This is a genomic window from Streptomyces endocoffeicus (assembly GCF_016741935.1).
In the GTDB taxonomy this organism is placed as follows: domain Bacteria; phylum Actinomycetota; class Actinomycetes; order Streptomycetales; family Streptomycetaceae; genus Streptomyces; species Streptomyces endocoffeicus.
The window spans coordinates 86,646-112,506 of the sequence record NZ_JAERRG010000025.1 but is presented as its reverse complement, the minus strand read 5'-3'; the positions used below and the strand labels follow the sequence as shown (position 1 = coordinate 112,506).

Below are 25,861 nucleotides of genomic sequence, written 5' to 3'. Positions count from 1 at the left end.
GAGCCCCTCCCCTCTCGGCCGACCGTAGAGGGTCAGCCCTTGACCTTGATCTCCGAGATGCCGCCACGGTAGCGATCGGGGGTGCTGGTCGGAAGCTCCGTGATGTGGACCAGGACGTATCGCGTCCGTACCGGCTCGTCGAGAACGGTGGACAGCTTCTTCCCGACGCTCTTCAGATCGGTGAGGTGCTTGGAGAAGGCGCTGAGTGAGGTGGGGTCGGATGCCGAGGGATCGGCGGCGAGGACTTCCACCTTCTGGCCGGCGCTGTAGAAGTCGATGTCGAGGCTCGAGACGCTTTTGGCGCTGCCGAGGTCGACGATGATGCCGCTGCCCTGCTTGCGCCTGGGCAGGTTACCGAAGTTCGGGTAGTTGTAGAACTCCTTGGTCACCCAGGCGGTGCCCGTATCGCCGTCGATGGCGCCATCGACCTTGTCCGGGGCGAAGGGCGCGTCCAGCGGCGAGAACTCCGTGGCGCTCTCGATGCTGAGCGGCTTGCCCACGAGCTTGAGGCCCTTGCCGTCGTCCTTCTCACCGGTGGACTTGCCCGGGCTGGACTTGTTCTCCTCCTTGAGGAGGGTGTCCGCGAGCTGCCAGCTGCCGAGGCCGAGAGCGGCGATCAGAAGGGCGGAGACGGTCCACTTGAGGGCCTTGCCCGTGCGGCTCTGCAGCGGCGGCGGAGGCGGCACGGGAGCGGCCGGACGGGCCATGTGAGCGGTGCCGCCGCGGTTCGGCTGCTGGCCGTACACACCCTGTTGGTACGTCGTGCGCTGGTACGCCTGGGACGGGGTGAAGGCGGGCTCCGGCGGCCGGATGCGCGGCATCGCCCCGACGGCCTTGGCCAGCTCCTCGGGGGTGGTGCAGGGCTGGTCCTGACGGGAGGCGGTGGCCCCGTCGTTGACGAGCGCGCGCATCGCGAGCTCGGACAGACCGCGGTGCACTCCGGCGCGGACCTGGTCGGGGGCGATCAGGCCCACGCCCTTGGGCAGCCCGGAGAGGCCGTAGGCGTCGGCCTCGTACGGCCAGCGCTGAGTGAGCGCCGCGTACAGCAGCGCGCCGATCGCCTCGGTGTCGGTGCGCTGGGGGTGGTCGACGCTGATACCACGCAGGGCGGCCATGACGGCCAGTCCGCGGATGCGGTACTGACCGGACTCGGTGCGCAGCACGGAGCCGGGGTTCAGCCGCAGATGGGCCAGGCCCTCGCGGTGGGCGGCGGCCATGGCCTGGGAGACCTGGCTGACCAGTTGGTACGCGTCGTGCGGCTCGAGCGGCCCGGCGGCCAGCACGGCGGTGAGCTCGGTGGCGTCGGGAAGCCACTCATGGACGACATAGACAAGATCGTTCTCCTCGACGGCGTCGAGGACCTGGACGAAGCGGGGATCGCCCAACAGGGCCGCGGAACGGGCGGCGGCCAGCACCGACCTGGCGCGCGGATGGTCCGCGGGCACGATGTGCACCCCGACGGCGCGCCGCAGTTTCTCGTCCACAGCACGCCAACTGCTGAATCCGTCCAGACGGGTGACGCACTCCTCCAGACGGTAGCGTCTGGCCAGCTTGTGACCGCTGTGCAGTTCGAGGGGGTTCGCTTCGGCCGCGGCGCCCGTATCGTCGGTGACCGCGGCCTCTGTCCCCTCGCCGACCTTCTGTTTCGTCCCCGCCCCGTCGGCCGTGGCCTTACCCGCCTTGGCGGTCAGCGGCTCCTCTCCACCGCTGTCGGCCACGTCGACGGCAGCCGTGCTCCGTTCCGCCACCGTCGTTCCTGCCTCCCCATCCGTTGCGCCTACTCCGAGCCAAGACAATTGTGCCCACAGTCCGCCGCTATGCACGACACACGGTGGCGGACGATGGTTGTGCTCAATGATCAGCGTCCGAGTCGTCCGCGCACCATACCGACCATGGCCGTCAGCTCATCAACGCGCATCCGTTTCGCAGCAATGTAGAAGACCGCGATAAGAACGAGACCGCCGCCCAGCAAAGCCGCTACGGAGCCGGCGACACCCATTCCGAGGGTCTGCATGATGGTGTAGGCCGAGCCGCCGCCCAGGAGGGCGGCGGGGACGCTGGCGCCGACGAGGCGGGTGTAGGTGCGCACGACGCGGGGGCCGTCCAGATCGCCGCCCAGCCGGTTGCGCAGTCGCTTCCAGGCCACACCCACGCCGATGGCGTAGGCCAGGCCGTAGGCGGCCGCCATACCGGCGACGGCCCAGCGGGCGGGGAGCAGGAGATAGGCGAGCCCGGATCCGGCGGCGTTGACGGCGGCGATGATCACCGTGTTGTAGAAGGGGGTGCGGGTGTCCTCGTAGGCGTAGAAGCCGCGGAGGACGACGTACTGCACGGAGAAGGGGATCAGGCCCAGGCTGAACGCCATGAGGATGTAGCCCATGGAGACGGCCGCGTCGGTGCCGGAGGCGCCGAACAGGAGCGTGCACATGGGGATGCCCAGGGCGATGAAGCCGAAGGCGAGCGGGACGATGGCGACCGCGGAGGTGCGCAGGCCCTGCGAGATGTCGTCGCGGACCGCTCCGGCGTCCCCGTCGTGGGCCGCCCGGGAGATCCGGGGCAGCAGCGAGGCCATGACGGAGACGGTGATGATCGCCTGCGGCATGCCCCAGATGAGCTGGGCGCTGGAGTAGCCGACGAAGCTCATGCCCGGCGCGTTCTGGTTCTCGGCCTCGGCGCCGGCCGCGGTGGACAGCTGGGTCACGACCAGCACGCCCGCCTGGTTGGCGAGGACGAACAGGACCGTCCACTTGGCCAGCTTGGCGGCCTTGCCGAGGCCGTGGCCGCGCCAGTCGAAGCGCGGCCGGAAGCGGAAACCGGTGGCACGCAGGTAGGGGAACATCGCCAGGGACTGGACGACGAGCCCCAGCAGGGTGCCCATGCCCAGCAGCCGGATGCCTTCGGCGGTGATGGTCGTGGTGTCCATCTTGGAGCTGCCGGCGGTGCCGAACACCCAGATGAACAGGCCGAAGGTGAAGATTATGACGATGTTGTTCAGGACGGGGGTCCACATCATCGCCCCGAACCGGCCCCGGGCGTTGAGGATTTGGCCGACCACCACGTGAATGCCCATGAAGAAGATGGTGGGCAGGCAGTAGCGGGCGAAGGTGACCGCGACCTCGTTGTCGGCGGGGTTGTCCGCGATGGTCGGCGACATCGCGCGGATCAGCACCGGCGCGGCGAGCACGGTGACTGCGACCAGGAGGCCGAGCACCACCATCACCAGGGTGAGCAGCCGGTTGGCGAAAGCCTCGCCGCCGTCGTCGTCCTCCTTCATCGCGCGCACGAGCTGCGGGACGAAGACGGAGTTCAGACCGCCGCCGATGGTGAGGATGTAGACCATTGTCGGCAGCGTGTAGGCGAGGGCGTAGGTGGAACCGAGGGTGGCCGCGCCCAGGCCCGCGAGGACCACCATCTGCCGGACGAAGCCGGTGAGCCGGGAGACCAGGGTGCCCGCGGCCATCAGCGCGCTGGACTGGAGCACGCTGGACGCGCGGCCCTTGCCCGCTGAGGGCTTCCTCGGCTCGGGTTCGGTCGCGGGGGCGGTCACCACCGGGGCGGCCACCGTGGGGGCGGCGGCCGCCGCGCCGGCGTCCGCCGATCTGGGCGGTCCGGGGAACGGCACCTGCCCCTGACCGGGCGCGTGGCCCTGCGGGTAGTTCTCCGGGCCCTGTGGATAGCCCTGGCCCTGGCCGGGCCGGGGCTCATAGGGCTGCTGCTGATCGCGGTAGAGGTGCGCGAAGGCGTCCCGCTGCGGCTGCTCCCCCGCCCTGTAGCCGTCGCCGGCCCCCGGATAGCCCTGGCCCGCCTGATCGGCGGTGTACGGCTGCTGTGTGGCGCCCTGGTGGCCGGCGGCGGCCTCGGGGGACCAGGCGCGCGGGTCGGGGCCCTGCGGTGTGGGGGGCTGCTGGTAGTACTGCTGCTGGTAGCCGTCCTGCTGCGGGGCGTGGGCGGAGCGCCGGTCGTACCGGGGGTCCGTCAGCGGATCGTGGGCGTACCGATCCTGCGTCGGATACGGGTAGGGCGTGAAGCTGCCCGTCGAGTACGAGTCGTCCAGATACGGATCCGGTGCGTAGTACTGCTGGCCGTACGACTGACGCGGATCGGCCGGGGGCGCCTGGTGGGCGTCGCCCAGATACGGATCCCGCTGGTGCGGCTCCTGTCCGTAAGGGTCGTGGGGGCCGTGAGGGGACGGCTGTGGCGGCGGTGGCACTCGGCCATCACCGTCATACGGCGCGTTCATCGCTACCCCACCTCATCGTCCACTGCGGCCCACCGGCCCCGGCATTGCTCAATGGTCCACTTTCTCACCCGAGCCGGACGGGCCAGCGCTTTGCGATCCGGTGTCCGGCGCCGGGTCACTCGGCTGCTCGGGCACGAGAGCGTGTGCGGGGTCACACCGGTCGTTCTCCGGGGCCTCGCTGTCGTCCTCATCCTGCCCGTGCGCCTCCTCGGCGTCTTCCCCGTCCCCGCCGTCCTCACCGCTCCTGGCGGCCGCGCGCTTGCGCTGGACATAGATCCGGACACCGGCGAGGACCAGCAGCAGCACACCGCCGGCGATCACGAGAATCACGGTCGACGTGATTTCGGTGACATTCACCTCGAACATCATCTCGTTGCCGTACGGCTGGCCGTCCGGGGTGTAGAGCTGCGCCGAGACCCACACCGGGCCGTTCGCGTTGGCCGTGGTCCCGAACTTCACGGACTGGCTGTGGCCGCCCTCCACATTGACCAGCTGAGGGTCGCTGACCGCAAGCCGGTTGCCCTGCTGGGAGCGCAGGACGAGCCGCAGCTCGACGCTCTGCACCAGGTTGTTCTGGACGGTCACCGGGACGGTCGCGCTGCGCCCGGAGAGGGTCATGTCCGTCTTCGGGACCAGGCGCACCTTCCTGGTGAGCCCGGAGAGATAGGTCTGCACGTCGTGCCGGAAGCCGGTCGCGTTCTGTGCCTCGCTGCGCCACGAGGTCGACATCTCGCGCCTGATCGCGTTCCCGAAGGGGGTGACCACCCGGTATTTGGCGGTCAGGATCGGCTCGAAATTGTCCAGGGTCTCCTGGGTCTCCTGGATCCGGTCGAACGCCTCGGTGGGCAGCTCCCGCGCGCGCAGCGACCGGGGGTAGGAGCGGGTGCTCGGCACCCGCTGGGTGGCGCTCGGGTCGGGCTTGGCCTTCGCGGCCTGCCCCAGGCTCAGCGGCTGCGTCCACTGCCCGGAGAGGCCCTCCATGGCCGCCGCCATGGCCTGCGCCTGACTCGTGGTGGGCGTCCGCTGGGGGGCGACCACGATGCTGCGCTGCCTGTCCGGCGCCTGCAGGTTGATCATCTGGCTCTGGGCCAGGAACTGCTGGATGGCGAGGGTGGAGTTCTCCGCCTTGGACATGTCGCCGGTGAAGGCCGTCGACAGCCGCGCGTCGGCGACCACCGCCGTGTTGCCGCCGCCGATCTGGCGGGCCGCGGTGGGGGTGTAGGGGAGTCCGCCGGTCTCGCGCAGGCTGTCGCTGCGGGCGATCACGTTGTGGGCGCCCGCGGAGGTGGCGACGTCCACGATCGAGGAGTCGACCGCGCCCTCGACGGGCCAGGCGAAGTCCGTGCGCGGCCGCACTCCGAGGATGGTCTCCACGGTCGTCGAGGCGAGGTCGGTGGCGCCCTGGAGGTGGCTGAGGGCGCCGGTGACGTTCTTACCGCGGTGGGCGAGCGAGGCGAGGTCGGGGTCGGCGAACGGCAGCGCGACGACCTGCTTGCCGTCCACGGCCTTCTGGAGGGAGTCCAGCCACTGCTTGGCGACGGTCTGGCCGCGGCCCGCCCTGGTGCCGTTGCCCGAGGGGTTCTGGACCTCGTACTTCTTGGTCATCGCGTCGACCGTGGCGAGCAGGTCGGGGTCGATCACCCAGGTGATGGGGAGGTTCTTCCCCAGGGCGACCATCTGCTGCAGCCGGCCGCCCGGGGCCAGCTCCTTGGCCAGGCGGTCGTCCCGGAAGATCGGGGTGCGGTCCTCGTCGTTGTCCGTGCGGGCGGTCACATGGGTGGCGGAGATCAGCGGCCACAGATAGGTGAGCTGGGACTTCTTCTGGGACGGGCCCGACTGCCAGGGCAGGAAGGTCCGCTCGATGCCCAGCACCTGCGGCCAGGGCTGACTGGAGGTGCCGCCGGTGAGCGAGACGCCGAGCTGGTAGACCCCGTTCTCCCCCAGGTGCAGCTGATCCACCGGTATGGAGAGGGAGAAGTCACGGCTGGTGCCGGCCGCCAGTTTGCCGATCTTCTTGGCGTATTTGCCGTCGATCTCGGTGCCGTCGAGCCCCTCCGTATAGCCGGTGCGGTGGGCCGTGGTGTCGATCGCGCTGCGGCCGCTCATGGTCGGGCCGACGCGGAGGCCCACCCGAGCCCCCGAGACCGTGCCCTTGGTGTCGTTGGTGACGGTGCCACTGACGGTGAGAGTGTCGCTCTTCTCCGGCGCGGTGGGGGTCAGTGAGGTGATGGAGACATCCACCGATCGCGAGCCCGTGGCCTTGCTCTCGGCGTGGGCGGCGGGTGCCGCCGGAATCTGTGTCAGGCCCGCGAGCATCGGCGCCGCGGCCAGCAGGGCCGCCGTGCGCCGCAACCATCGCCGGGCACGAGCGGAAGTTGTCCCCCGGAGGTCTGCCGCATCGGCCACGCGCTCGCCCGTCCCTTGTCGTCAGTAGGTCGTCAGTGGTCGTCGCAATGTGCGTCCACGAAATGGTAACGATGCCCGCTGTGACGAAGTGCTGTGGAGGGCTCCACAAGATCGTTACGCAGTGGTGGCCGCATCGGGGGTGGAGTCCCGGGGGCGCACGGCCACGTACCCTGTTCTGTTGTGCCGAACGCCAACAATGACAGCCGATCCCCGCAGTCGACCAACGAGCTCAGCCAGGTGCAGCGCCGCGCCGTGGGCGAACTCCTGCGGGTCTCTCCCGTTGCCGACGATCTCGCCCGTCGTTTCCAGCAGTCGGGTTTCCGCCTGGCCCTGGTCGGCGGCTCGGTACGGGACGCGCTGCTCGGCCGGCTCGGTAACGATCTGGATTTCACGACGGACGCCCGGCCGGACGAGGTGCTGAAGATCGTACGGCCCTGGGCGGACGCGGTCTGGGACGTCGGCATCGCCTTCGGTACGGTCGGCTGCCGAAAGGGCATGTCGCCAGGAAGCGGGTCGGAGCAGAGCTTCCAGATCGAAATCACGACTTATCGGTCAGAAGCCTATGACCGGACATCTCGGAAGCCCGAAGTGTCCTACGGCGACTCCATCGAGGAGGACCTGGTCCGTCGGGACTTCACGGTCAACGCGATGGCGGTGGCGCTTCCGCAGAAGGAGTTCATCGACCCGCACCACGGTCTGGAGGACCTCGCCGCCCGGGTGCTGCGCACTCCGGGGACGCCCGAGGAGTCCTTCTCCGACGATCCGCTGCGGATGATGCGTGCCGCGCGCTTCGCCGCGCAGCTGGACTTCGAGGTGGCCCCCGAGGTGGTCGCCGCGATGACGGCGATGGCCGAGCGCATCGACATCGTCTCGGCGGAGCGGGTGCGTGATGAGCTCAACAAGCTCATCCTGGCCGATCACCCCCGCAAGGGGCTTCGGCTGCTGGTGGAGACCGGGCTCGCCGACCGCGTTCTGCCGGAGCTTCCGGCGCTGCGCCTGGAGCGCGATGAGCATCACCGCCACAAGGATGTCTACGAGCACTCGCTGACGGTGCTGGACCAGGCCATCGACCTGGAGACCGAGGGCCCCGATCTGACGCTGCGGCTGGCCGCGCTGCTGCATGACATCGGCAAGCCCAAGACGCGCCGCTTCGAGAAGGACGGCCGGGTCTCCTTCCACCACCACGAGGTGGTGGGGGCCAAGATGACCAGGTACCGGATGACGAGGCTCAAGTACTCCAACGAGCTGATCAAGGATGTCTCCCACCTGGTCGAGCTGCATCTGCGCTTCCACGGCTATGGCACGGGGGAATGGACCGACTCCGCGGTCCGCCGCTATGTCCGTGACGCCGGGCCGCTGCTTGACCGGCTGCACAAGCTGACCCGCTCGGACTGCACCACACGCAACCGGCGGAAGGCGGTGGCGCTCTCGCGTGCGTACGACGGCCTCGAGGAGCGGATCGCCCGGCTGCAGGAGCAGGAAGAACTGGATTCGATCCGCCCGGATCTGGATGGCAACGAGATCATGAAGATCCTCGGCATTCCGCCGGGGCCGCAGGTCGGCAAGGCGTACAAGCATCTGCTGGAGCTGCGGCTGGAGCACGGCCCGATGGCGAGGGACGCCGCGATCTCCGCGCTTCAGGAGTGGTGGGAAGCTCAGTCGGAGGACTGAGCCCCCTCACGTTTCACGTGAAACATCGACCTGCTTGGCGCTCTGCCGGTCATGTTTCACGTGAAACCTCACCAGGAGCGCGGTGGCCGCGTAGAGCAGCGCCACACAGATCAGCAGTGTGGCCGATCTGCCGTCCGGTGGCAGTATCACCGCGGCGACCGCCGCGGCTCCTACGAAGGCGACATTGAACAGCACGTCGTAGAGGGAGAAGATCCGCCCGCGGAAGTCATCGGCGATGGCGGACTGCACCACGGTGTCAGTGGCGATCTTGGCGCCCTGGGTGACCAGCCCGAGGACGAACGCGGCGATCAGCGTGGGAGCGGGCTCGAAGGGCAGTCCGAGCCCCGGCTCCAGGAGGGCCGCGCTCCCCGCGCACACCATCACCCAGGAGAGCCGGCCGTCCGGCTGGGAGGTCGAACGGGCCCCGAGCCGGGCCACCGCCCATGGTGTGATCACGGCCGCCGCGAAGAAGCCCGCCCCCGAGACGCCGACGGCCAGTCCCAGAAGCGCGAGTCCCTGAGACTCGGTGTCGGCCCATGCGTAGCGGCAGAGCATCAGCACCGTCACCGTGAGCGCGCCGTAGCAGAAGCGCATCAGCGTCATCGCGGTCAGCGCCACGGTGGGATCCCGGCGCTCCAGCAGATGGCGTACGCCAGCGACCAGGCCCCGCGCGGTGCTCATCAGGGCCGCGGAGAGGCGGGGCTGAAGGGCCGCGGGATCCGGCCCCAGTAGACCCGGTGCCATCAGCAGTGCCGTGAGCCCGGCGATGAGATAGAGCGCGGCGCCCACCAGGACGACCAGCGCGTCCGAGGAGGTGCCTCCGGGGCCCGACAGCCGGACGATGAAGGCGAGGCTTCCCCCGGCCGTGGCTGCGAGCGTTCCGGCGGTGGGTGAGAGGGAGTTGGCCATGACCAGACGCTCCTGGCTGTCCACGACCCGGGGCAGGGCCGCCGAAAGGCCGGCCAGCACAAAGCGGTTGACGGCCGTCACCGACAGGGCCGAGACATAGAAGAGCCACTCCGGCACCTGGCCCAGCACCAGCACGGCGGTTCCGACGGCCAGTCCCGAGCGCAGCAGATTGCCGTAGAGCAGCACCTGCCGCCGGCGCCAGCGGTCCAGCAGCACCCCGGCGAAGGGGCCGAGCAGGGAGTAGGGGAGCAGCAGGACGGCCATGGCGGAGGCGATGGCCGCGGCGGAGGTCTCCTTCTCCGGGGAGAAGACCACATAGGTGGCGAGCGCCACCTGGTAGACGCCGTCGGCCGACTGGGACAGCAGCCGGATGGCCAGGAGGCGGCGGAAGTCCCGCAGTTGCAGCAGTACGCGGAGATCACGCACAACAGGCATGGCGTCAGCCTCACACACCACACGGGCCTCCGGGTGGATTACCCGGAGGCCCGTGATCACGCGGCGGGAATCAGCGCATGGCGCTTCAGCGCTCGACCTCGCCCCTGATGAACATCTCCACGTTCTCCCGCGCCTCGTTGTCGAAGTACTGCACCGGAGGCGACTTCATGAAGTACGAGGAGGCCGAGAGGATCGGGCCGCCGATGCCGCGGTCCTTGGCGATCTTCGCGGCGCGCAGGGCGTCGATGATGACACCCGCGGAGTTCGGGGAGTCCCACACCTCGAGCTTGTACTCCAGGTTCAGCGGGACATCGCCGAACGCGCGGCCCTCCAGACGGACATAGGCCCACTTGCGGTCGTCCAGCCAGGCCACGTAGTCCGAGGGGCCGATGTGGACGTTGTCGGCGCCCAGGTCGCGGTCGGGGATCTGGGAGGTGACGGCCTGGGTCTTGGAGATCTTCTTGGACTCCAGGCGCTCCCGCTCGAGCATGTTCTTGAAGTCCATGTTGCCGCCGACGTTCAGCTGCATGGTGCGGTCCAGGACGACGCCCCGGTCCTCGAACAGCTTGGCCATCACGCGGTGCGTGATGGTCGCGCCGACCTGCGACTTGATGTCGTCACCGACGATCGGCACCCCGGCCTCGGTGAACTTGTCCGCCCACTCCTTGGTGCCGGCGATGAAGACCGGGAGCGCGTTGACGAAGGCGACCTTCGCGTCGATGGCGCACTGGGCGTAGTACTTGGCGGCGTCGTCGGAGCCGACCGGGAGGTAGCAGACCAGAACGTCGACCTGCTTGTCCTTGAGGACCTGGACGACGTCGACCGGGGTCTCGTCGGACTCGTCGATGGTCTGGCGGTAGTACTTGCCGAGTCCGTCGAGCGTGTGGCCGCGCTGGACCGTGACACCGGCCGTCGGCACGTCGCAGATCTTGATGGTGTTGTTCTCGCTGGCGCCGATGGCGTCCGCGAGGTCCAGGCCGACCTTCTTCGCGTCCACGTCGAAGGCGGCCACGAACTCCACGTCCTTCACGTGGTAGTCGCCGAACTGCACGTGCATCAGACCCGGCACGCGGGTGTCCGGGTCGGCGTCCTTGTAGTACTCGACGCCCTGCACCAGCGAGGCGGCGCAGTTGCCCACACCGACGATGGCTACACGAACCGAACCCATTCCGGTTGCTCCCTGTGTGTACTGGACGAGGCCCCGCGGATGCCGGGCCTCACTTGGCGGTGTCATCGGACGGATCCGGCCGGGAACCACCCCGGTGCCGGGGCGGGCCGTCCGCATCTTCTGACTGGTCCTGCTGTGGCGGCCGGTCCTCGTCCCGCTCGGTCGTCCGGCCCTGCCCGGCGGTGCCGTCGCGCCGATCGCGCCCGGCCCGCTCGCTCTCGATCAGCTCATTCAGCCAGCGCACCTCGCGCTCCACCGACTCCATCCCGTGTCGCTGCAGCTCGAGGGTGTAGTCGTCCAGGCGCTCGCGGGTACGGGCCATGGCGGCGCGCATCTTGTCCAGGCGCTCCTCCAGGCGGCTGCGCCGCCCCTCCAGCACCCGCATCCGAACGTCTCGTGACGTCTGGCCGAAGAAGGCGAACCGGACGCCGAAGTGCTCGTCCTCCCAGGCGTCCGGCCCGGTGTGGGAGAGCAGCTCTTCGAACCGCTCCTTCCCCGCCGCCGTGAGCCGGTAGACGATCTTCGCCCGGCGGCCGGAGAGGGGCGCCGCGAGAGCGTCCTGGGAGGCGCTGCCGGATTCCTCGATCAACCAGCCGTTGCCGACCAGCGTCTTGAGGCAGGGATAGAGGCTGCCGTAGCTGAACGCGCGGAACACCCCGAGCGAGGTGTTGAGCCGCTTCCGCAGCTCGTATCCGTGCATCGGTGACTCGCGCAGCAGGCCGAGAACGGCGAACTCCAGGACGCCTGAGCGTCTGCTCATTCCCCGCCTCTCCTCTCCTCCGGGCCCGCTATGTCGAGCTGATGTATCGACTCGATACATCCAGACGATAGAACCGTGCGCGGGAAGGGACAAGAGGGACCACGGTGAACGCCGTCACATCACCAATTCGAGACACTCAATCTGACGGTTATGGAGTGAAGGTGGCGGCTGGGCGGGTTTTGACCGTGCGTACTCTGTTCGCCATGCAGACCTATGGGAACCAAGTGACGCCGCGATGCGTCCTCGTCCCGGATGCAGTGCGTCCGGTTGCCTGGTGCGACCGGATCGCACATTGGGGGGACCGGAAGCCATCTGCCGCTTTCAGGCGATAGCGCCTGCCCGAGGAGAAGTCGTTCCATGAGCGAGCACCGTCGCAAGCCGCCGCAACCCCAAGGCGGCGGACGAGCAGCGGCCCGGCGAGCCGGACAGCAGTCGTCCGGCCGCCGCGCAGCACCGACGCACAACGCCGCAGCCGGGTCGGGCGCCACCCCGCAGGGGGAAGAGCGCCCTTACGGTGGCCGCGCGGCGGCCCGCCGTGCCGCCCAACGCAGTGGTGGCCGTAGAGGAGGAGCCGATCCGAGCGCGGCCGGCGCGGGTCCCGGCGGTCGCGGAGGCGGCCGCCGGGGGACCGGCGGCGGCCGTGGCCCGGGGGGCGATGGGCCTCCTGGTAAGAAGCGCTTCATCGATTACCCGCGCGCGGGTAAGTCGGGGGGCCGGCGCTGGGTCCCGTCCTGGAAACTGGTGACGGGCACCTTCCTCTTCTTCTTCGCGGTGCTTCTCGGCGCCGTCGGCATAGGGCTGTGGCTGGTGCAGGTCCCCAGCGCCCAGGCCGCGTCCCAGACCCAGAAGAACGTCTACTACTGGGCGGATGGCAAGCAGATGGTGGTCTCCGGCGGTGGTGACCTCAACCGGCAGATCGTCCCCCTCAGCAAGATCCCCAAGTCCATGCAGAACGCGGTGATCTCCGCGGAGAACGCCAGCTTCTACGACGACAGCGGCGTCGACCCGATGGGTATCGCCCGTGCGGTCGTCAACATGGCCAAGGGTGGCGCGACTCAGAGTGGTTCGACCATCACTCAGCAGTATGTGAAGAACACATACCTGGACCAGTCGCAGACCGTCACGCGTAAGGTCAAGGAACTTTTCATTTCAGTCAAGGTCGGACTGGATATGGATAAGGACGAGATCCTCGCGGGGTACCTCAACACCGCGTACTACGGACGTGGCGCCTACGGCTGCCAGGCGGCGGCCCGTGCGTACTACGACCGGGACTGCGAGGACCTGACGCCGAGCCAGAGCGCCTTCCTGGCTTCCACGCTCAACGGTCCGAACCTCTACGACCCCAACGGCGGCTACGGCGCCGCCGCCACCAAGGAGGCCAACACCCAGCGGGCCAAGGACCGCTGGGAGTGGATCCTCCGGCGTGAGGCCGCCGTGAGCCGGATGTCCAAGACCGAGAGCCAGCAGTGGATCACCAAGCAGTTCCCGATGCCGCGGGATCCGAAGGTGGCGACGAACAAGCAGGGCCAGATCGGCTATCTCACCGACCTCGCCGACAACTACATCGTCGCCAACACCGGTATCAGCAAGAGCAAACTGGACAAGGGTGGCTATCAGATCCACACCACCTTCGATCGGAGCAAGGTCGACGAGCTGACCAAGTCGGTCGGGAAGGTCTATAAGGCGAACATCAAGCCGAAGGAGCGCGAAGTGGACAAACACGTCCAGTTCGGCGGCGCTTCGGTGGAGCCCAAGACGGGCAAGATCCTCGCCATCTACGGCGGTAAGGACGCGCTGGAGCACTATCGCAACAACGCGGACTACACCGGCGTCCAGGTGGGCTCGACCTTCAAGCCCTTCGTGCTGGCCGCCGCGATGACCGACGGTGTCCGCGATCCGAAGGGGCCACGGGAGCAACCCGATTCCGAGCGCACCCTGGTCTCGCCGAAGTCCGTCTACAACGGCGACAACAAGGTGACCCTGCGGGACTACGACGGGACCGTCTGGCACGACAAGGACGGCAAGGAGTGGCACCAGAGCAACGACGGTGACGAGGACAAGGGCAAGATCAGTCTCCGCACCGCGATGCAGTTCTCGGTGAACACCCCGTTCATCCAGCTCGGCATGGACGTCGGCACCGACAAGGTGCGGGGCGCGGCCCTGGCCGCGGGCCTCAGCAAGGAGCAGCTCGCCTCCATCACCCCGACCTTCTCGCTCGGCACCTCCGCGCCCAGCGCCATCCGGCTCGCCGGGGCGTACGCGACCTTCGCGGCCAGCGGCCAGCAGGCCGATCCGTACTCGGTCGAGCGGGTCGAGGACAAGGCCGGCACCGTCTACGACCACAAGGAAGAGGCCAAGGTCAAGCGGGCCTTCGACTCGAACGTGGCGAACAACGTCACCGACGTCCTGGAGAACGTGGTCCAGCGCGGCACCGGCACCTCGGCGCAGATCGGCCGTCCGGCCGCGGGCAAGACCGGAACCACCGACGAGAACAAGTCGGCCTGGTTCTCCGGCTACACCCCGCAGCTGTCCACGGCGATCGGCATGTGGCGTGTGAACGACCAGGCCAAGAGCCAGAAGTTCCTGTCCATGCGCGGTGTGGGCGGTCAGGAGTCGATCCACGGTGCGTCGTTCCCGGCGCAGATCTGGGCCGACTACATGCGCGGCGCGCTGAGGGGCAAGCCGGCCAAGGCCTTCCCCGTGGCCACTCCGATCGGCCAGAAGATCTTCGGCGAGGATGCGAGCCCGAGCCCGACCCCGACGACGGAGAAGCCGACCGAGACCCCGTCGGAGTCGCCTTCGGAATCTCCGTCGGAGTCCCCCTCGGAGTCGCCGTCCGGCAGCCCGACCCCGACGGACACCTGTGACCCGCTGGACCTGAAGTGCAACGACAACGGCGGTAACGGGAACGGCGGCAACCAGAACGGTGGCGCGAACGGCGGTCCGGGAGGGCCGTCCACGTCGCCGACCACGGATGATCCGGGCGGCCCCGGTGGCATATTCGGCGGCCCGTCCGGGACCCGCAGGAAGGAATAGCCCGCGGTCCCGTACGACCCGTTCACCCCTCGCCGGCCGCGCCGGAGCGAACCCGCTCCGGCGCGGCCGGCGCCGTTCCAGGCCCTGGACGGCTCTCTGCGCCTCTGGTACGCCTCTCCCCGACTCGGAGCCCCGCCCGGCGTCCGCGGCGCGCTCAGCGGCCGCTGGGGCGGTCCTGACTCCTCCGCAGAGGCTCGTACGGCAGGATGGGGGCCATGAGCGTGCGCGAGGACCCACAGGCCCAGCCCGTCAGGCCGACCTCCGAGGACCCGGTGGCCGCGGCCGGCAGCGAGCTGATCGGTGGGCCGACCGGGCGCCGGGCCCTGCTCGGCACGAGCTGGTGGACCCCCGTGCGGATCGTGGCGATCGTCGCCATCGGCATGTTCGCCCTGGGCATGGTGCAGAAGATGCCGTGTTACGACGGCGGCTGGTTCTACGGGGCCACCGCCCAGTACACCCACGCCTGCTACTCCGACATACCGCACCTCTACAACGGCCGCGGTTTCGCCCTCGACCTCGTGCCGTACTTCGACCGGATACCGGACAACGTCTCGGGCGGGATGCAGTACCTGGAGTATCCGGTCCTCACCGGCCTCTTCATGGAGGTCGCCTCCTGGATGACCCCGCACGGCGGCTCCATCCAGGACCGCGAGCAGATCTACTGGCTGGTCAACGCGGGCATGCTGATGGTCTGCACCGCGGTCATCGCGGTCTGTGTGGCCCGTACGCACCGCCGCCGCCCCTGGGACGCGCTGCTGGTCGCCCTGGCCCCGGCCTTCGCGCTCACGGCCACCATCAACTGGGACCTGTTCGCCGTCGCCCTTACGGCCGCCGCCCTGCTGATGTGGTCCCGCAGCCGCCCGCTGGCCGCCGGTGTGCTGCTGGGGCTCGCGACGGCCGCGAAGCTCTACCCCGGGCTGCTGCTCGGTCCGCTGCTGGTGCTCTGCCTGCGGGCGGGGCGGCTGCGCGCCTTCTGGGCGGCCGCGGGCGGAGCCCTGGCCGCCTGGCTCGTGGTGAACCTGCCCGTGATGGTCAGCACGCAGGGCGGACTGCACATCCGCGACGGCTGGAAGACGTTCTACACCTTCAGCCAGGAGCGCCCCGTGGACTTCGGCTCCGTGTGGCTGATCATCTCCCAGCGCACCGGGAACTCCCTGGCGGACGTCAACACCTACGGGACCGTGCTGATGCTCCTGGCCTGCGTCGGAGTGGCGGCGCTCGCCCTGTGCGCCCCGCGCCGTCCGCGCCTGGCCCAGCTGTCCTTCCTGATCGTCGCGGCGTTCGTGCTCACCAACAAGGTCTACTCACCGCAGTACGTGCTGTGGCTGATCCCGCTGGCCGCACTGGCCAGGCCGCGCTGGCGGGACTTCCTGGTCTGGCAGGCGTGCGAGGTCATGTACTTCCTGGGGATCTGGATGTACCTCGCGTACACGGGCAGCGGCGACCAGCACCGGGGGCTGCCCGCGGAGGGCTATCAGCTGGCGATCGCCGTGCATCTGCTGGGGACGCTCTATCTGTGCGCCCTGATCATCCGGGACGCGCTGGTGCCGGAGCGGGACCCGGTGCGCCGGGACGGGTCGGACGACCCCGGAGGAGGCGTGCTGGACCGGGCCCCGGACGCGTTCGTGCTGGGAGAGGCGCGGCGCGCTTCCCGCTATGAGGGCGCGGCGCTGGTGGACTGGGGCGTCCACCGGGAGTGAGCCCCGGACGGGAGCCCCTCCCGGTGGTGTGGGTTCAGCGGTCGAGCAGCCGGTCGAACTGCGTCGTGGTGTGCCGCAGATGCGCCACCAGCTCATCCCCCACCTGGGGCGCCTGGACATCGCTGGGCACGAACAGGATGGACACCTGCATGTGCGGCGGCTCGGCGAACCACCGCTGCTTGCCCGCCCACACGAACGGCGAGAGGTTGCGGTTGACGGTCGCCAGACCTGCGCGGGCGACCCCCTTGGCGCGGGGCATCACCCCGTGCAGCGCCTTGGGCGCCTCCAGACCGACCCCGTGGGAGGTGCCGCCCGCGACCACGACCAGGTGGCCGTCGGATGCGGCCTTCTGCTGGCGGTAGCCGAAGCGGTCGCCCTTCGAGACCCGGGTGACGTCGAGCACCGAGCCCCGGTACTCCGTCGAGTCGTGGTCGCCCAGCCACAGCCGGGTGCCGATCCGCGCCCGGAAGCGGGTCTGCGGGAACTGCTGCTGCAGCCGGGCCAGTTCCTCGCCCTTGAGGTGGCTGACGAACATGGTGTGCAGCGGCAGCCGCGCCGCCCGCAGCCGGTCCATCCAGGCGATGACCTCCTCGACCGCGTCCAGGCCGTCGGTGCGGTCGAGCGGGAGGTGGATGGCGAACCCCTCCAGCCGGACGTTCTCTATCGCGGCGTGCAGCTTGGGCAGGTCCTCCCCGGTGACGCCGTGCCGCTTCATGCTGCTCATGACCTCGATGACCACGCGCGCGTTCACCAGGCCGTAGACGCCGTCGACCGACGAGACCGAACGGATCACCCGGTCCGGCAGCGGCACCGGCTCCTCACCGCGGCGGAAGGGGGTGAGTACGAGCAGGTCGCCGCTGAAGAAGTCCTTCATCCGGGCGGCCTCGTAGGTGGTTCCGACCGCGAGGATGTCGCTGCCGAAGCGGGCGGCTTCCTCGGCCAGCCGCTCATGGCCGAAGCCGTAGCCGTTGCCTTTGCAGACCGGGACTATCCCTGGGAACTGCTGGATCACCGTTTGCTGATGCGCCCGCCAGCGAGCGGTGTCGACGTAGAGGGTGAGCGCCATTGGCCGGTCCCGGAACCTTTCTCGTAGCCGCGGTGTATTGGAGGTATGGGAGACAGCGAATCGTGGTCAGCGGCGCGACATGTAGATGTCGAGCGCCTTGTGCAGGAGCTTGTTGAGCGGGAAGTCCCACTCGCCGAGGTATTCGGCAGCCTGCCCGCCGGTGCCCACCTTGAACTGGATCAGGCCGAAGAGATGATCCGTCTCATCGAGGGAGTCGCTGATGCCGCGCAGGTCATAGACGGTCGCGCCCAGTGCGTAGGCGTCGCGGAGCATCCGCCACTGCATCGCGTTCGAGGGCCGGACCTCGCGTTTGTGGTTGGCGGAGGCGCCGTAGGAGTACCAGACATGGCCTCCGACGATCAGCATCGTGGCGGCGGCCACGGCCTCGTTCTCGTGCATCGCGAAGTACAGCCGCATCCGGTTGGGGTCCTCGGTGTTGAGGGCCGTCCACATGCGCTGGAAGTAGCTGAGCGGGCGGGGCCGGAAGTGGTCGCGCTCCGCGGTGATCTCATAGAGCCGCTGCCACTCGGGCAGATGCTCGTAGCCGCCCTGGACGACCTCGACACCGGCCTTCTCGGCCTTCTTGATGTTGCGGCGCCACAGCTGGTTGAAGCCCTTGTGGACATCCTCGAGGGAGCGGTTCTCCAGCGGCACCTGGAAGACGTACCGCGGCTGGACGTCACCGAAGCCGGCCCCGCCGTCCTCGCCCTGCTGCCAGCCCATGCGCCGCAGCCGATCGGCCACCTCGAAGGCGCGCGGCTCGATGAAGGTGGCCTCGACATCACGCAGCCGCTTGACGTCGGGGCTCTGGATGCCGGACTTGATCGCGGCGGAGTCCCAGCGGCGGATGATGACCGGCGGACCCATCTTCACGGAGAAGGCGCCCTGCTGCTTCAGATGCGCGAGCATCGGGCGCAGCCAGTCCTCGAGGTTGGGGGCGTACCAGTTGATGACCGGGCCCTCGGGGAGATAGGCGAGATAGCGCTTGATTTTGGGCAGTTGACGGTAGAGGACGAGACCGGCACCGACGAGCTGACCCGTGGCGTCGAACCAGCCGAGGTTCTCCGAGCGCCACTCCGACTTGACGTCAGCCCATGCAGGCACCTGCATGTGGCTTGCCGCCGGCAGGCTCTGGATGTACGCCAGATGCTGCTCTCGGCTGATCGTCCTCAGGGTCAGGCTCATGTGGGGCGCTCCTCGGCAGGTTTGTCCCCAGGGTCGGGGCTCCGGCTCTCGCGCCGAAGCCTACTGCGACCGGGACACGCCCCGTTCGGGCCCGGGGACAACCGGGCTCCGGGCGGGCTCAGCCCAGCACGCCGCCGAAGAGTCCGCCATGTGCCATGCCGAGGTAGAAGCCGACCCCGGCGGCACCGAGCCCGATGATCAGCAGGAACCGCTCACCGGTGGTCACTGACCTCAGCTGGCCCCAGGCACCGCTGACCATCCCGATCAGTCCGACCCACGAGCTGACCAGGTGGAGGTGGGGGAAATGAGCCGTGACAAAGGCGATCACGCCGATCACCAGGGTCACCACGGCGACCGTGTTCTCCAGGGGATGCGACTTGCCGTCGGTGTCCAGGAAGGCGAACAAGCTGTGCTGGGATCGTGCTGCCTGTGCCATGAGGCACCTCCAGGTAGGCACATAGAGCAAGGCGGCGAAGTGTTACGCCGCTCACACCCGATGTGTACAGATTGCGGGCCAAGGCGCCTGGATTTCAAGCGGGCGGCAGGAGCCGGGTACTGTGTACCGTCCGCGGTGGTGTCTGTACTGACGCCGAAGCGGATACGCATCACGACCCTCCTGCCACGGAACGACCGTGGCCGCTGAGTCCAAAGGAGGTGGGTTCCACATGCGTCACTACGAGGTGATGGTCATCCTCGACCCCGATCTCGAGGAGCGCGCTGTCTCCCCGCTGATCGAGAACTTCCTTTCTGTCGTCCGTGAGGGCGACGGCAAGGTCGAGAAGGTCGACACCTGGGGCCGTCGTCGTCTCTCGTACGAGATCAAGAAGAAGCCCGAGGGCATCTACTCGGTCATCGACCTGCAGGCCGAGCCCGCGGTCGTCAAGGAGCTCGACCGCCAGCTGAACCTGAACGAGTCGGTCCTCCGGACCAAGGTCCTCCGTCCCGAGACCCACTGACGCGTAAGCGTTCAGCGGTCATCGGGGCCGAATCGCAACGAGTAGCAAGCAGCCCAGCAGTACCCGCCGAGAGGTTCCCCCAATGGCAGGCGAGACCGTCATCACGGTCGTCGGCAATCTCGTCGACGACCCCGAGCTGCGTTTCACCCCGTCCGGTGCGGCGGTCGCGAAGTTCCGCGTCGCGTCCACTCCCCGTACCTTCGACCGGCAGACCAACGAGTGGAAGGACGGCGAGAGCCTCTTCCTCACGTGCTCGGTGTGGCGGCAGGCCGCGGAGAACGTGGCCGAGTCCCTTCAGCGCGGCATGCGCGTCATCGTGCAGGGCCGTCTGAAGCAGCGGTCCTATGAGGACCGCGAGGGGATCAAGCGCACGGTCTATGAGCTGGATGTCGACGAGGTCGGCGCCAGCCTGCGCAACGCCACAGCCAAGGTCACCAAGACCACCGGTCGCGGTGGTCAGGGTGGTTACGGCGGCGGTGGCGGTGGTGGCCAGGGCGGCGGCTGGGGCGGTGGCCCCAGCGGCGGCGGCCAGCAGCAGGGCGGCGGCGCTCCGACCGACGACCCGTGGGCGACCGGCGCTCCGGCCGGTGGCCAGGGCGGCGGTGGTGGTGGCTGGGGCGGTGGCTCCGGCTCCGGCAACTCCGGGGGCTACTCGGACGAGCCGCCCTTCTAGACCCGAGGCGCTGTTTCACGTGAAACGGGCCCGAGGCGTTGTTTCACGTGAAACAGCGCGCGGTCTGGTCAGGGCGACCAGCACACACTTCTTGATCACACTGGAGAGAGACAATGGCGAAGCCGCCTGCTCGCAAGCCTAAGAAGAAGGTTTGCGTGTTCTGCAAGGAGAAGATCTCCTACGTCGACTACAAGGACACGAACCTGCTGCGGAAGTTCATCTCCGACCGCGGCAAGATCCGTGCCCGCCGGGTCACCGGCAACTGCACCCAGCACCAGCGTGACGTCGCCACGGCCGTGAAGAACAGCCGTGAGATGGCGCTGCTGCCCTACACCTCCACCGCGCGATAAGGGAAGGGTGACTGACTCATGAAGATCATCCTCACCCACGAGGTCTCCGGCCTCGGCACCGCCGGCGACGTCGTGGACGTCAAGGACGGTTACGCCCGTAACTACCTGGTCCCGCGTGGTCTGGCCCTCCGCTGGACCAAGGGCGGCGAGAAGGACGTCGAGCAGATCCGTCGCGGTCGTCGCATCCGCGAGATCGCCACGATCGAGCAGGCCAATGAGGTCAAGGCTCGGCTCGAGGGCGTCAAGGTGCGCCTGAAGACCCGTGCCGGCGACGCCGGCCGGCTGTTCGGCTCCGTCACCCCGGCCGACATCGCTTCGGCGATCAAGGACGCGGGTGGCCCGGAGGTCGACAAGCGCCGCATCGAGGTGCAGGCCCCGATCAAGACCCTGGGCGCGCACCAGGTCTCGGTCCGTCTGCACGCCGAGGTTGCCGCCAAGGTCGGCGTCGAGGTCGTCGCCGCCTGACGACGGCCGTGACGGTCGCCACCGGCACCGTGCACAGTGCACCGGAGGGCCGCACCCCTGTTATGGGTGCGGCCCTCCGCCGTGTCGGCCTTCCGCTGTGCTGGGCCTTCGCCGTGTTGTCCTCCGTCGTATCGCCCTCCGTCGTATCGCCCTCCGTCGTGCCGGGGGCCGACTGGCGGGACATGCACTCAGCTTCGTACCGCGCCGGTGACGATCCAGCGGCCGGAGCGGGTGCGCAGCCACAGCGTCGCCATCCGGACCGACATCATCAGCGCCATGGTGCACCACAGCGCCGTCAGGCCTCCGCCGAGCGGGGGCACCAGCAGCGCCACCGGGGCGAAGACGACCAGCGTGGCGATCATCGCCCAGGCCAGATACGGCCCGTCGCCCGCGCCCATCAGCACGCCGTCGAGGACGAACACCACACCCGAGACCGGCTGGATGAGGGCCGTGACCAGCAGGGCGGGCAGCAGGGCGTCCCGTACCGCGGAATCGGCGGTGAACAGGGGGATGAACAGCGGCCGGGAGGCGACCACCAGCAGCCCCAGCGCCACCCCGGAGGCGATACCCCACCGCACCATGCGGCGGCAGGCGGCTTGTGCCCCCTCCTCGTCTCCCGCCCCCAGATAGCTTCCGATGATCGCCTGGCCCGCGATGGCGATGGCGTCCAGGGCGAACGCCAGCAGGCTCCACAGGGTGAGCACGATCTGATGGGCGGCGATATCGGTGTCGCCGAGGCGGGCCGCCACGGCCGTCGCGATCAGCATCACGGCGCGCAGCGAGAGCGTACGGATCAGCAGCGGTGCCCCGGCGTGGGCACAGGCCCTGATCCCCGCGGCATCGGGCCGCAGCGAGGTGCCATGGCGCCGCGCACCACGTATGACGACGGCGAGGTAGACGGCGGCCATGGCGTTCTGGGCGATCACCGTGCCCCAGGCCGAGCCCGCGATGCCCAGCCCGGCCCCATAGACCAGGGTGGCGTTCAGCGCGGCGTTGGCCCCGAAGCCGCCGATGGCGACATACAGCGGGGTCCGGGTGTCCTGGAGGCCGCGCAGCACACCGGTGGCGGCGAGCACCACCAGCATCGCGGGGATGCCGAGGGCGCTGATCCGCAGATAGGTGGTGGCGTAGGGCGCGGCGGTGTCCGAGGAGCCGAAGAGGTCGACCAGGGCGGGGGCGGTGGGAAGGGTGACGGCGATGACGGCGCCACCGAGCAGCAGGGCCAGCCAGATGCCGTCCATGCCCTGTCGTATCGCCCCGGCGAGGTCGCCCGCGCCGACCCGGCGGGCCACCGCCGCGGTGGTGGCGTACGCGAGGAAGACGAAGATGTTGACGGCGGTGGTGAGCAGGGCCGCGGCGACGCCCAGACCGGCCAGCTGGGCGGTGCCCAGATGGCCGACGACGGCGCTGTCGACCATGACGAAGAGGGGTTCCGCCACGAGTGCGCCGAAGGCGGGAAGCGCGAGTGCGATGATCTCGCGGTCGTGGTGGCGCGGGGTGCTCCGCGCGCTCGTGGGGGCCTGTGTCATGAGGGCAATGTAATCGTCCACAGGTAAGAGACACAAGCTGCTTCTGGTCCTTACAAGGCGGCGCGCGGGACGATCTTCTCTGCGCCCTTTGTCGTGATCTTGCGCTGGGGGCGGAAGTTTTTCTTCTGCACAGGCACTGGATAGAGAAACCGCAGGTCAGGACTGGGTTCTCGGGGTGATTGTGTGTTTGTCCACAGCACTGTCCCCCGGCCCGTGCACAGGTTCGCGCGACTTACCCACAGGATGGATCCCATCATCCACATGCCCTGTGGATAACCAAGTTGGCTGGCGGTCCCGACGGGCCTACCGTGGTCCGGCGCCCGCCACCCGATCCGGCCCTGGAACCCCCAGCTTCCGATGCGCCGTGTCCGGAAAGCCGGCCGCTCAGTTGTGTCATAGCCGTGCCGTAAGAAGGACGGGCACGGCGAGGTCCGCTTCGCGGACGGGAGGAGGTGGCGGGGTGAGCGTGCCCGAGCCCATGGACGACCCATGGGCGGACTCCGGCCCGTCCGACCGGTTCCCGTCCCCCCGCTTCCGCCGCGGTGAGGGCGGCGGCCGGGGCCGCGACGGACAGGACCGCGACGGAGGCGGCGGCTCCGCCTGGGAGGGCTCCGGCTTCGAGCGCGTTCCGCCCCAGGACCTCGACGCCGAGCAGTCCGTGCTCGGCGGCATGCTGCTCTCCAAGGACGCCATCGCCGATGTGGTGGAGGTCCTCAAGGGCAATGACTTCTACCGGCCCGCCCATGAGACCGTCTACCAGGCCATCCTGGACCTCTACGCCAAGGGGGAGCCGGCCGACCCGATCACCGTCGCCGCGGAGCTGACCAAGCGCGGCGAGATCGCCCGGGTCGGCGGCGCCTCGTATCTCCACACCCTCGTCCAGTCGGTCCCCACGGCCGCCAACGCGGAGTACTACGCGGAGATCGTCCACGAGCGCGCCGTGCTGCGCCGCCTCGTCGAGGCCGGCACCCGCATCACCCAGATGGGATACGCGGCGGACGGGGACGTCGACGAGATCGTCAACAACGCCCAGGCCGAGATCTACGCCGTCACCGAGCAGCGCACCAGCGAGGACTATCTGCCGCTCGGCGACATCATGGAGGGCGCGCTCGACGAGATCGAGGCGATCGGCTCGCGCAGCGGACAGATGTCCGGCGTGCCCACCGGCTTCACCGACCTGGACTCCCTCACGAACGGGCTGCACCCGGGCCAGATGATCGTCATCGCCGCCCGCCCCGCCATGGGTAAGTCCACCCTGGCCCTCGACTTCGCGCGCGCCTGCTCCATCAAGCACGCCATGCCGAGCGTGATCTTCTCCCTGGAGATGGGCCGCAACGAGATCGCGATGCGTCTGCTCTCCGCCGAGGCCCGGGTGGCGCTCCACCACATGCGCTCCGGCAGCATGACCGACGAGGACTGGACCCGGCTGGCCCGGCGGATGCCGGACGTCTCCCAGGCCCCGCTCTTCATCGACGACTCCCCGAACCTGTCGATGATGGAGATCCGCGCCAAGTGCCGCCGCCTCAAGCAGCGCAGTGACCTCCAACTGGTCGTCATCGACTACCTCCAGCTGATGCAGTCCGGCGGCGCCCGGCGCCCCGAGAGCCGTCAGCAGGAGGTCTCGGACATGTCGCGAAACCTGAAGCTGCTGGCCAAGGAGCTGGAAGTACCGGTCATCGCGCTCTCCCAGCTGAACCGAGGCCCCGAGCAGCGCACGGACAAGAAGCCGATGGTCTCGGACCTCCGAGAGAGTGGATCCATCGAGCAGGACGCCGACATGGTCATCCTGCTCCACCGCGAGGACGCCTACGAGAAGGAGTCGCCGCGCGCGGGCGAGGCGGACCTGATCGTGGCCAAGCACCGTAACGGCCCGACGGCGACGATCACGGTCGCCTTCCAGGGCCACTACTCCCGCTTCGTGGACATGGCCCAGACCTGACAGCCGCTGCCCGGCCCGCGCTTTGCCGTTCCCGCAAAGAAATTTGTCGGCTCGCCCTGGGCGGGGGCAGGTTGGTGGGCATGGACAGACAGTTCTGGGACGACATGTATGGCAGTCGTGATCAGCTCTTCAGCGGGGCGCCCAACGGGGTGCTCGTCAGCGAGGTCGCCGAGATGCCGCCGGGGCAGGCGCTCGATGTGGGGTGTGGGGAGGGCGGCGACGCGGTCTGGCTGGCCCGGCGGGGGTGGCAGGTGACCGCGGTGGACATCTCCCGGGTCGCCTTGGAGCGCGCCGCCGCGGCGGCCGCGGACATCGGGGACCGGGTGGCGTGGATGCGGTCCGATCTGACCGGTACGCCGCTCCCGGCGGCGGCGTTCGACCTGGTGTCGGTCCAGTATTTTCCGCTCAAGCGCCAGCCGGACCACAAGGCGCTGCGCAGGCTGCTGGATGCCGTCGCGCCCGGGGGCACGCTGCTGTTCGCCACGCATGACCTCGCCGATCTGAGCGCGGACCCGCAGCAGGGCTTCGACCCCGGGGACTACTACCAGCCCGACGACATCGCCGGGGTGCTCGACGACGACTGGGCGGTTGTGGTCAACGAGACCCGTCCACGCACCGCTCCCGCCCCCGTCGGCACCCACCACACCCATGACACCGTGCTGCGAGCGCGACGGCTGCGGTGAGCGGTGGCCGGGGCCGGTCAGGGCTGGAGCTGGTGGCCCAGGGCCGTCGCCTTCTCCACGCGCCGGGCGAGGACCTCCTCATGACGGTCCGCCATCTGCCGCAGCGCGTCCTTGCGGTCGCGCTTGGAGAGCCGGTCGATGTAGAGGTGCCCCGAGAGATGGTCGGCCTCGTGCTGCAGACACCGGGCGAAGTAGCCGGTGCCCTCGATCACCAGCGGGTTGCCGTCCTTGTCGACGCCGTGGACCACGGTGCGGTCGGTGCGCGGTACGTCCATCCGCGCGCCCGGTACGGACAGACAGCCCTCGGCCTCCTCGATGAGCAGCCGGTGGGCCGGGTCGGGCTGGTCCAGGACGGGGTTGATGATGTGGCCGATGTGCCGTACGCCGTGGTCGTCGGGGCAGTCGTAGACGAACAGCCGCAGATCGACATCGACCTGATTGGCGGCCAGCCCGGCGCCGTCGGCGATGTACATGGTGAGGAACATGTCGTCGATGAGGGCGCTCAGCTCGGGCGTGCCGAACTCGGTCACCTCGCGGCAGGAGCGGCGGAGCACCTCCTCACCGACCTCGGTGATCCGGCGCGGGGAACCGCGCCCGGCCTCGGGAGGCAGCGCCGGATAGGAGTCGACGGGTTTCCCCTGCACCAGGACGCGCACCGCTGATCTCACCTTTTCCGCCCCCACTGCCGGC

Annotated in this window: 20 protein-coding genes; 9 read left to right on the top strand and 11 right to left on the bottom strand. The window is 69.1% G+C overall.

What is annotated here, in order from left to right; genetic code table 11:
* Positions 1-32 precede the first annotated feature (32 nt).
* The 3 genes from JK364_RS41275 to JK364_RS41265 form a co-directional block, all read right to left on the bottom strand.
* Positions 33-1,748, bottom strand: coding sequence for a protein kinase family protein (locus JK364_RS41275; protein ID WP_201856571.1), 1,716 nt, complete (start codon positions 1,746-1,748; stop codon positions 33-35).
* 110 nt (positions 1,749-1,858) lie between these two features.
* Positions 1,859-4,240: a murein biosynthesis integral membrane protein MurJ gene (murJ, locus tag JK364_RS41270; RefSeq protein WP_201856570.1), complete on the bottom strand. Its 2,382-nt coding sequence runs from the start codon at positions 4,238-4,240 to the stop codon at positions 1,859-1,861.
* 48 nt (positions 4,241-4,288) lie between these two features.
* A complete protein-coding gene (locus JK364_RS41265) occupies positions 4,289-6,646 on the bottom strand; it encodes a DUF6049 family protein (protein WP_201856569.1) in 2,358 nt (785 codons plus the stop codon).
* A gap of 180 nt (positions 6,647-6,826) precedes the next feature.
* On the opposite strand from JK364_RS41265, the gene JK364_RS41260 reads away from it, so the two are divergent.
* Positions 6,827-8,317, top strand: coding sequence for a CCA tRNA nucleotidyltransferase (locus JK364_RS41260; RefSeq protein ID WP_201856568.1), 1,491 nt, complete (start codon positions 6,827-6,829; stop codon positions 8,315-8,317).
* A 6-nt stretch (positions 8,318-8,323) separates the two neighbouring features.
* On the opposite strand, the gene JK364_RS41255 is transcribed toward JK364_RS41260, so the two are convergent.
* The 3 genes from JK364_RS41255 to JK364_RS41245 form a co-directional block, all read right to left on the bottom strand.
* The gene (locus JK364_RS41255) at positions 8,324-9,661 is read right to left on the bottom strand and encodes an MFS transporter (protein WP_201856567.1); all 1,338 of its coding nucleotides are present in this window, start codon (positions 9,659-9,661) and stop codon (positions 8,324-8,326) included.
* A gap of 85 nt (positions 9,662-9,746) precedes the next feature.
* Entirely contained in the window at positions 9,747-10,829 is a 1,083-nt protein-coding gene (locus JK364_RS41250) for an inositol-3-phosphate synthase (RefSeq protein ID WP_201856566.1), read from the bottom strand.
* Positions 10,830-10,878: 49 nt separating this feature from the next.
* Entirely contained in the window at positions 10,879-11,589 is a 711-nt protein-coding gene (locus tag JK364_RS41245) for a PadR family transcriptional regulator (protein WP_201856565.1), read from the bottom strand.
* A gap of 357 nt (positions 11,590-11,946) precedes the next feature.
* Here JK364_RS41245 and JK364_RS41240 point away from each other — a divergent pair, with 357 nt between their 5' ends.
* Both JK364_RS41240 and JK364_RS41235 read left to right on the top strand, forming a co-directional pair.
* A complete protein-coding gene (locus JK364_RS41240) occupies positions 11,947-14,625 on the top strand; it encodes a transglycosylase domain-containing protein (RefSeq protein WP_201856564.1) in 2,679 nt (892 codons plus the stop codon).
* Between the two features lie 215 nt (positions 14,626-14,840).
* The gene (locus JK364_RS41235) at positions 14,841-16,325 is read left to right on the top strand and encodes a glycosyltransferase family 87 protein (protein WP_201856563.1); all 1,485 of its coding nucleotides are present in this window, start codon (positions 14,841-14,843) and stop codon (positions 16,323-16,325) included.
* A gap of 34 nt (positions 16,326-16,359) precedes the next feature.
* Here JK364_RS41235 and JK364_RS41230 read toward each other — a convergent pair whose 3' ends face one another.
* The 3 genes from JK364_RS41230 to JK364_RS41220 form a co-directional block, all read right to left on the bottom strand.
* On the bottom strand, positions 16,360-17,391 hold the full coding sequence (locus tag JK364_RS41230; RefSeq protein WP_201856562.1) for an alanine racemase: 1,032 nt from the start codon (positions 17,389-17,391) through the stop codon (positions 16,360-16,362).
* Between the two features lie 66 nt (positions 17,392-17,457).
* On the bottom strand, positions 17,458-18,576 hold the full coding sequence (locus tag JK364_RS41225) for a lipid II:glycine glycyltransferase FemX (RefSeq protein ID WP_201856561.1): 1,119 nt from the start codon (positions 18,574-18,576) through the stop codon (positions 17,458-17,460).
* Positions 18,577-18,694: 118 nt separating this feature from the next.
* A complete protein-coding gene (locus tag JK364_RS41220) occupies positions 18,695-19,012 on the bottom strand; it encodes a hypothetical protein (RefSeq protein ID WP_201856560.1) in 318 nt (105 codons plus the stop codon).
* A 229-nt stretch (positions 19,013-19,241) separates the two neighbouring features.
* Between JK364_RS41220 and rpsF the strand changes: the two genes are divergently transcribed.
* The 4 genes from rpsF to rplI all read left to right on the top strand — a co-directional run bounded on the left by rpsF (position 19,242) and on the right by rplI (position 21,020).
* On the top strand, positions 19,242-19,532 hold the full coding sequence (gene rpsF, locus JK364_RS41215; protein WP_020869989.1) for a 30S ribosomal protein S6: 291 nt from the start codon (positions 19,242-19,244) through the stop codon (positions 19,530-19,532).
* Positions 19,533-19,614: 82 nt separating this feature from the next.
* The gene (locus tag JK364_RS41210; protein ID WP_201856559.1) at positions 19,615-20,205 is read left to right on the top strand and encodes a single-stranded DNA-binding protein; all 591 of its coding nucleotides are present in this window, start codon (positions 19,615-19,617) and stop codon (positions 20,203-20,205) included.
* Between the two features lie 113 nt (positions 20,206-20,318).
* Positions 20,319-20,555, top strand: a complete 237-nt coding sequence (rpsR, locus tag JK364_RS41205; protein ID WP_003978893.1) for a 30S ribosomal protein S18 — start codon at positions 20,319-20,321, stop codon at positions 20,553-20,555.
* An 18-nt stretch (positions 20,556-20,573) separates the two neighbouring features.
* Positions 20,574-21,020: a 50S ribosomal protein L9 gene (rplI, locus tag JK364_RS41200; RefSeq protein ID WP_201856558.1), complete on the top strand. Its 447-nt coding sequence runs from the start codon at positions 20,574-20,576 to the stop codon at positions 21,018-21,020.
* Positions 21,021-21,208: 188 nt separating this feature from the next.
* On the opposite strand, the gene JK364_RS41195 is transcribed toward rplI, so the two are convergent.
* Complete coding sequence (locus JK364_RS41195; RefSeq protein ID WP_201856557.1) at positions 21,209-22,549, bottom strand: MATE family efflux transporter; 1,341 nt, start codon at positions 22,547-22,549, stop codon at positions 21,209-21,211.
* Between the two features lie 460 nt (positions 22,550-23,009).
* On the opposite strand from JK364_RS41195, the gene dnaB reads away from it, so the two are divergent.
* Together dnaB and JK364_RS41185 are read left to right on the top strand one after the other, a co-directional pair.
* Positions 23,010-24,488 (top strand): replicative DNA helicase, encoded by a 1,479-nt coding sequence (gene dnaB, locus JK364_RS41190; RefSeq protein ID WP_201856556.1) that lies wholly within the window; start codon positions 23,010-23,012, stop codon positions 24,486-24,488.
* A gap of 80 nt (positions 24,489-24,568) precedes the next feature.
* Positions 24,569-25,171 (top strand): class I SAM-dependent methyltransferase, encoded by a 603-nt coding sequence (locus tag JK364_RS41185; protein WP_201856555.1) that lies wholly within the window; start codon positions 24,569-24,571, stop codon positions 25,169-25,171.
* Positions 25,172-25,188: 17 nt separating this feature from the next.
* On the opposite strand, the gene def is transcribed toward JK364_RS41185, so the two are convergent.
* Entirely contained in the window at positions 25,189-25,827 is a 639-nt protein-coding gene (gene def, locus JK364_RS41180; RefSeq protein ID WP_201856554.1) for a peptide deformylase, read from the bottom strand.
* Between the last annotated feature and the right edge of the window lie 34 nt (positions 25,828-25,861).

Bases quoted from the DNA above. Each gene is read 5' to 3' on its own strand.
- rpsR (WP_003978893.1), top strand. From the start codon at position 20,319: ATGGCGAAGCCGCCTGCTCGCAAGCCTAAGAAGAAGGTTTGCGTGTTC.
- JK364_RS41225 (WP_201856561.1), bottom strand. From the start codon at position 18,576: ATGAGCCTGACCCTGAGGACGATCAGCCGAGAGCAGCATCTGGCGTAC.
- JK364_RS41230 (WP_201856562.1), bottom strand. From the start codon at position 17,391: ATGGCGCTCACCCTCTACGTCGACACCGCTCGCTGGCGGGCGCATCAG.
- murJ (WP_201856570.1), bottom strand. From the start codon at position 4,240: ATGAACGCGCCGTATGACGGTGATGGCCGAGTGCCACCGCCGCCACAG.
- JK364_RS41235 (WP_201856563.1), top strand. From the start codon at position 14,841: ATGAGCGTGCGCGAGGACCCACAGGCCCAGCCCGTCAGGCCGACCTCC.
- JK364_RS41220 (WP_201856560.1), bottom strand. From the start codon at position 19,012: ATGGCACAGGCAGCACGATCCCAGCACAGCTTGTTCGCCTTCCTGGAC.
- rplI (WP_201856558.1), top strand. From the start codon at position 20,574: ATGAAGATCATCCTCACCCACGAGGTCTCCGGCCTCGGCACCGCCGGC.
- JK364_RS41245 (WP_201856565.1), bottom strand. From the start codon at position 11,589: ATGAGCAGACGCTCAGGCGTCCTGGAGTTCGCCGTTCTCGGCCTGCTG.
- JK364_RS41185 (WP_201856555.1), top strand. From the start codon at position 24,569: ATGGACAGACAGTTCTGGGACGACATGTATGGCAGTCGTGATCAGCTC.
- JK364_RS41255 (WP_201856567.1), bottom strand. From the start codon at position 9,661: ATGCCTGTTGTGCGTGATCTCCGCGTACTGCTGCAACTGCGGGACTTC.
- JK364_RS41210 (WP_201856559.1), top strand. From the start codon at position 19,615: ATGGCAGGCGAGACCGTCATCACGGTCGTCGGCAATCTCGTCGACGAC.
- rpsF (WP_020869989.1), top strand. From the start codon at position 19,242: ATGCGTCACTACGAGGTGATGGTCATCCTCGACCCCGATCTCGAGGAG.
- JK364_RS41240 (WP_201856564.1), top strand. From the start codon at position 11,947: ATGAGCGAGCACCGTCGCAAGCCGCCGCAACCCCAAGGCGGCGGACGA.
- JK364_RS41250 (WP_201856566.1), bottom strand. From the start codon at position 10,829: ATGGGTTCGGTTCGTGTAGCCATCGTCGGTGTGGGCAACTGCGCCGCC.
- JK364_RS41195 (WP_201856557.1), bottom strand. From the start codon at position 22,549: ATGACACAGGCCCCCACGAGCGCGCGGAGCACCCCGCGCCACCACGAC.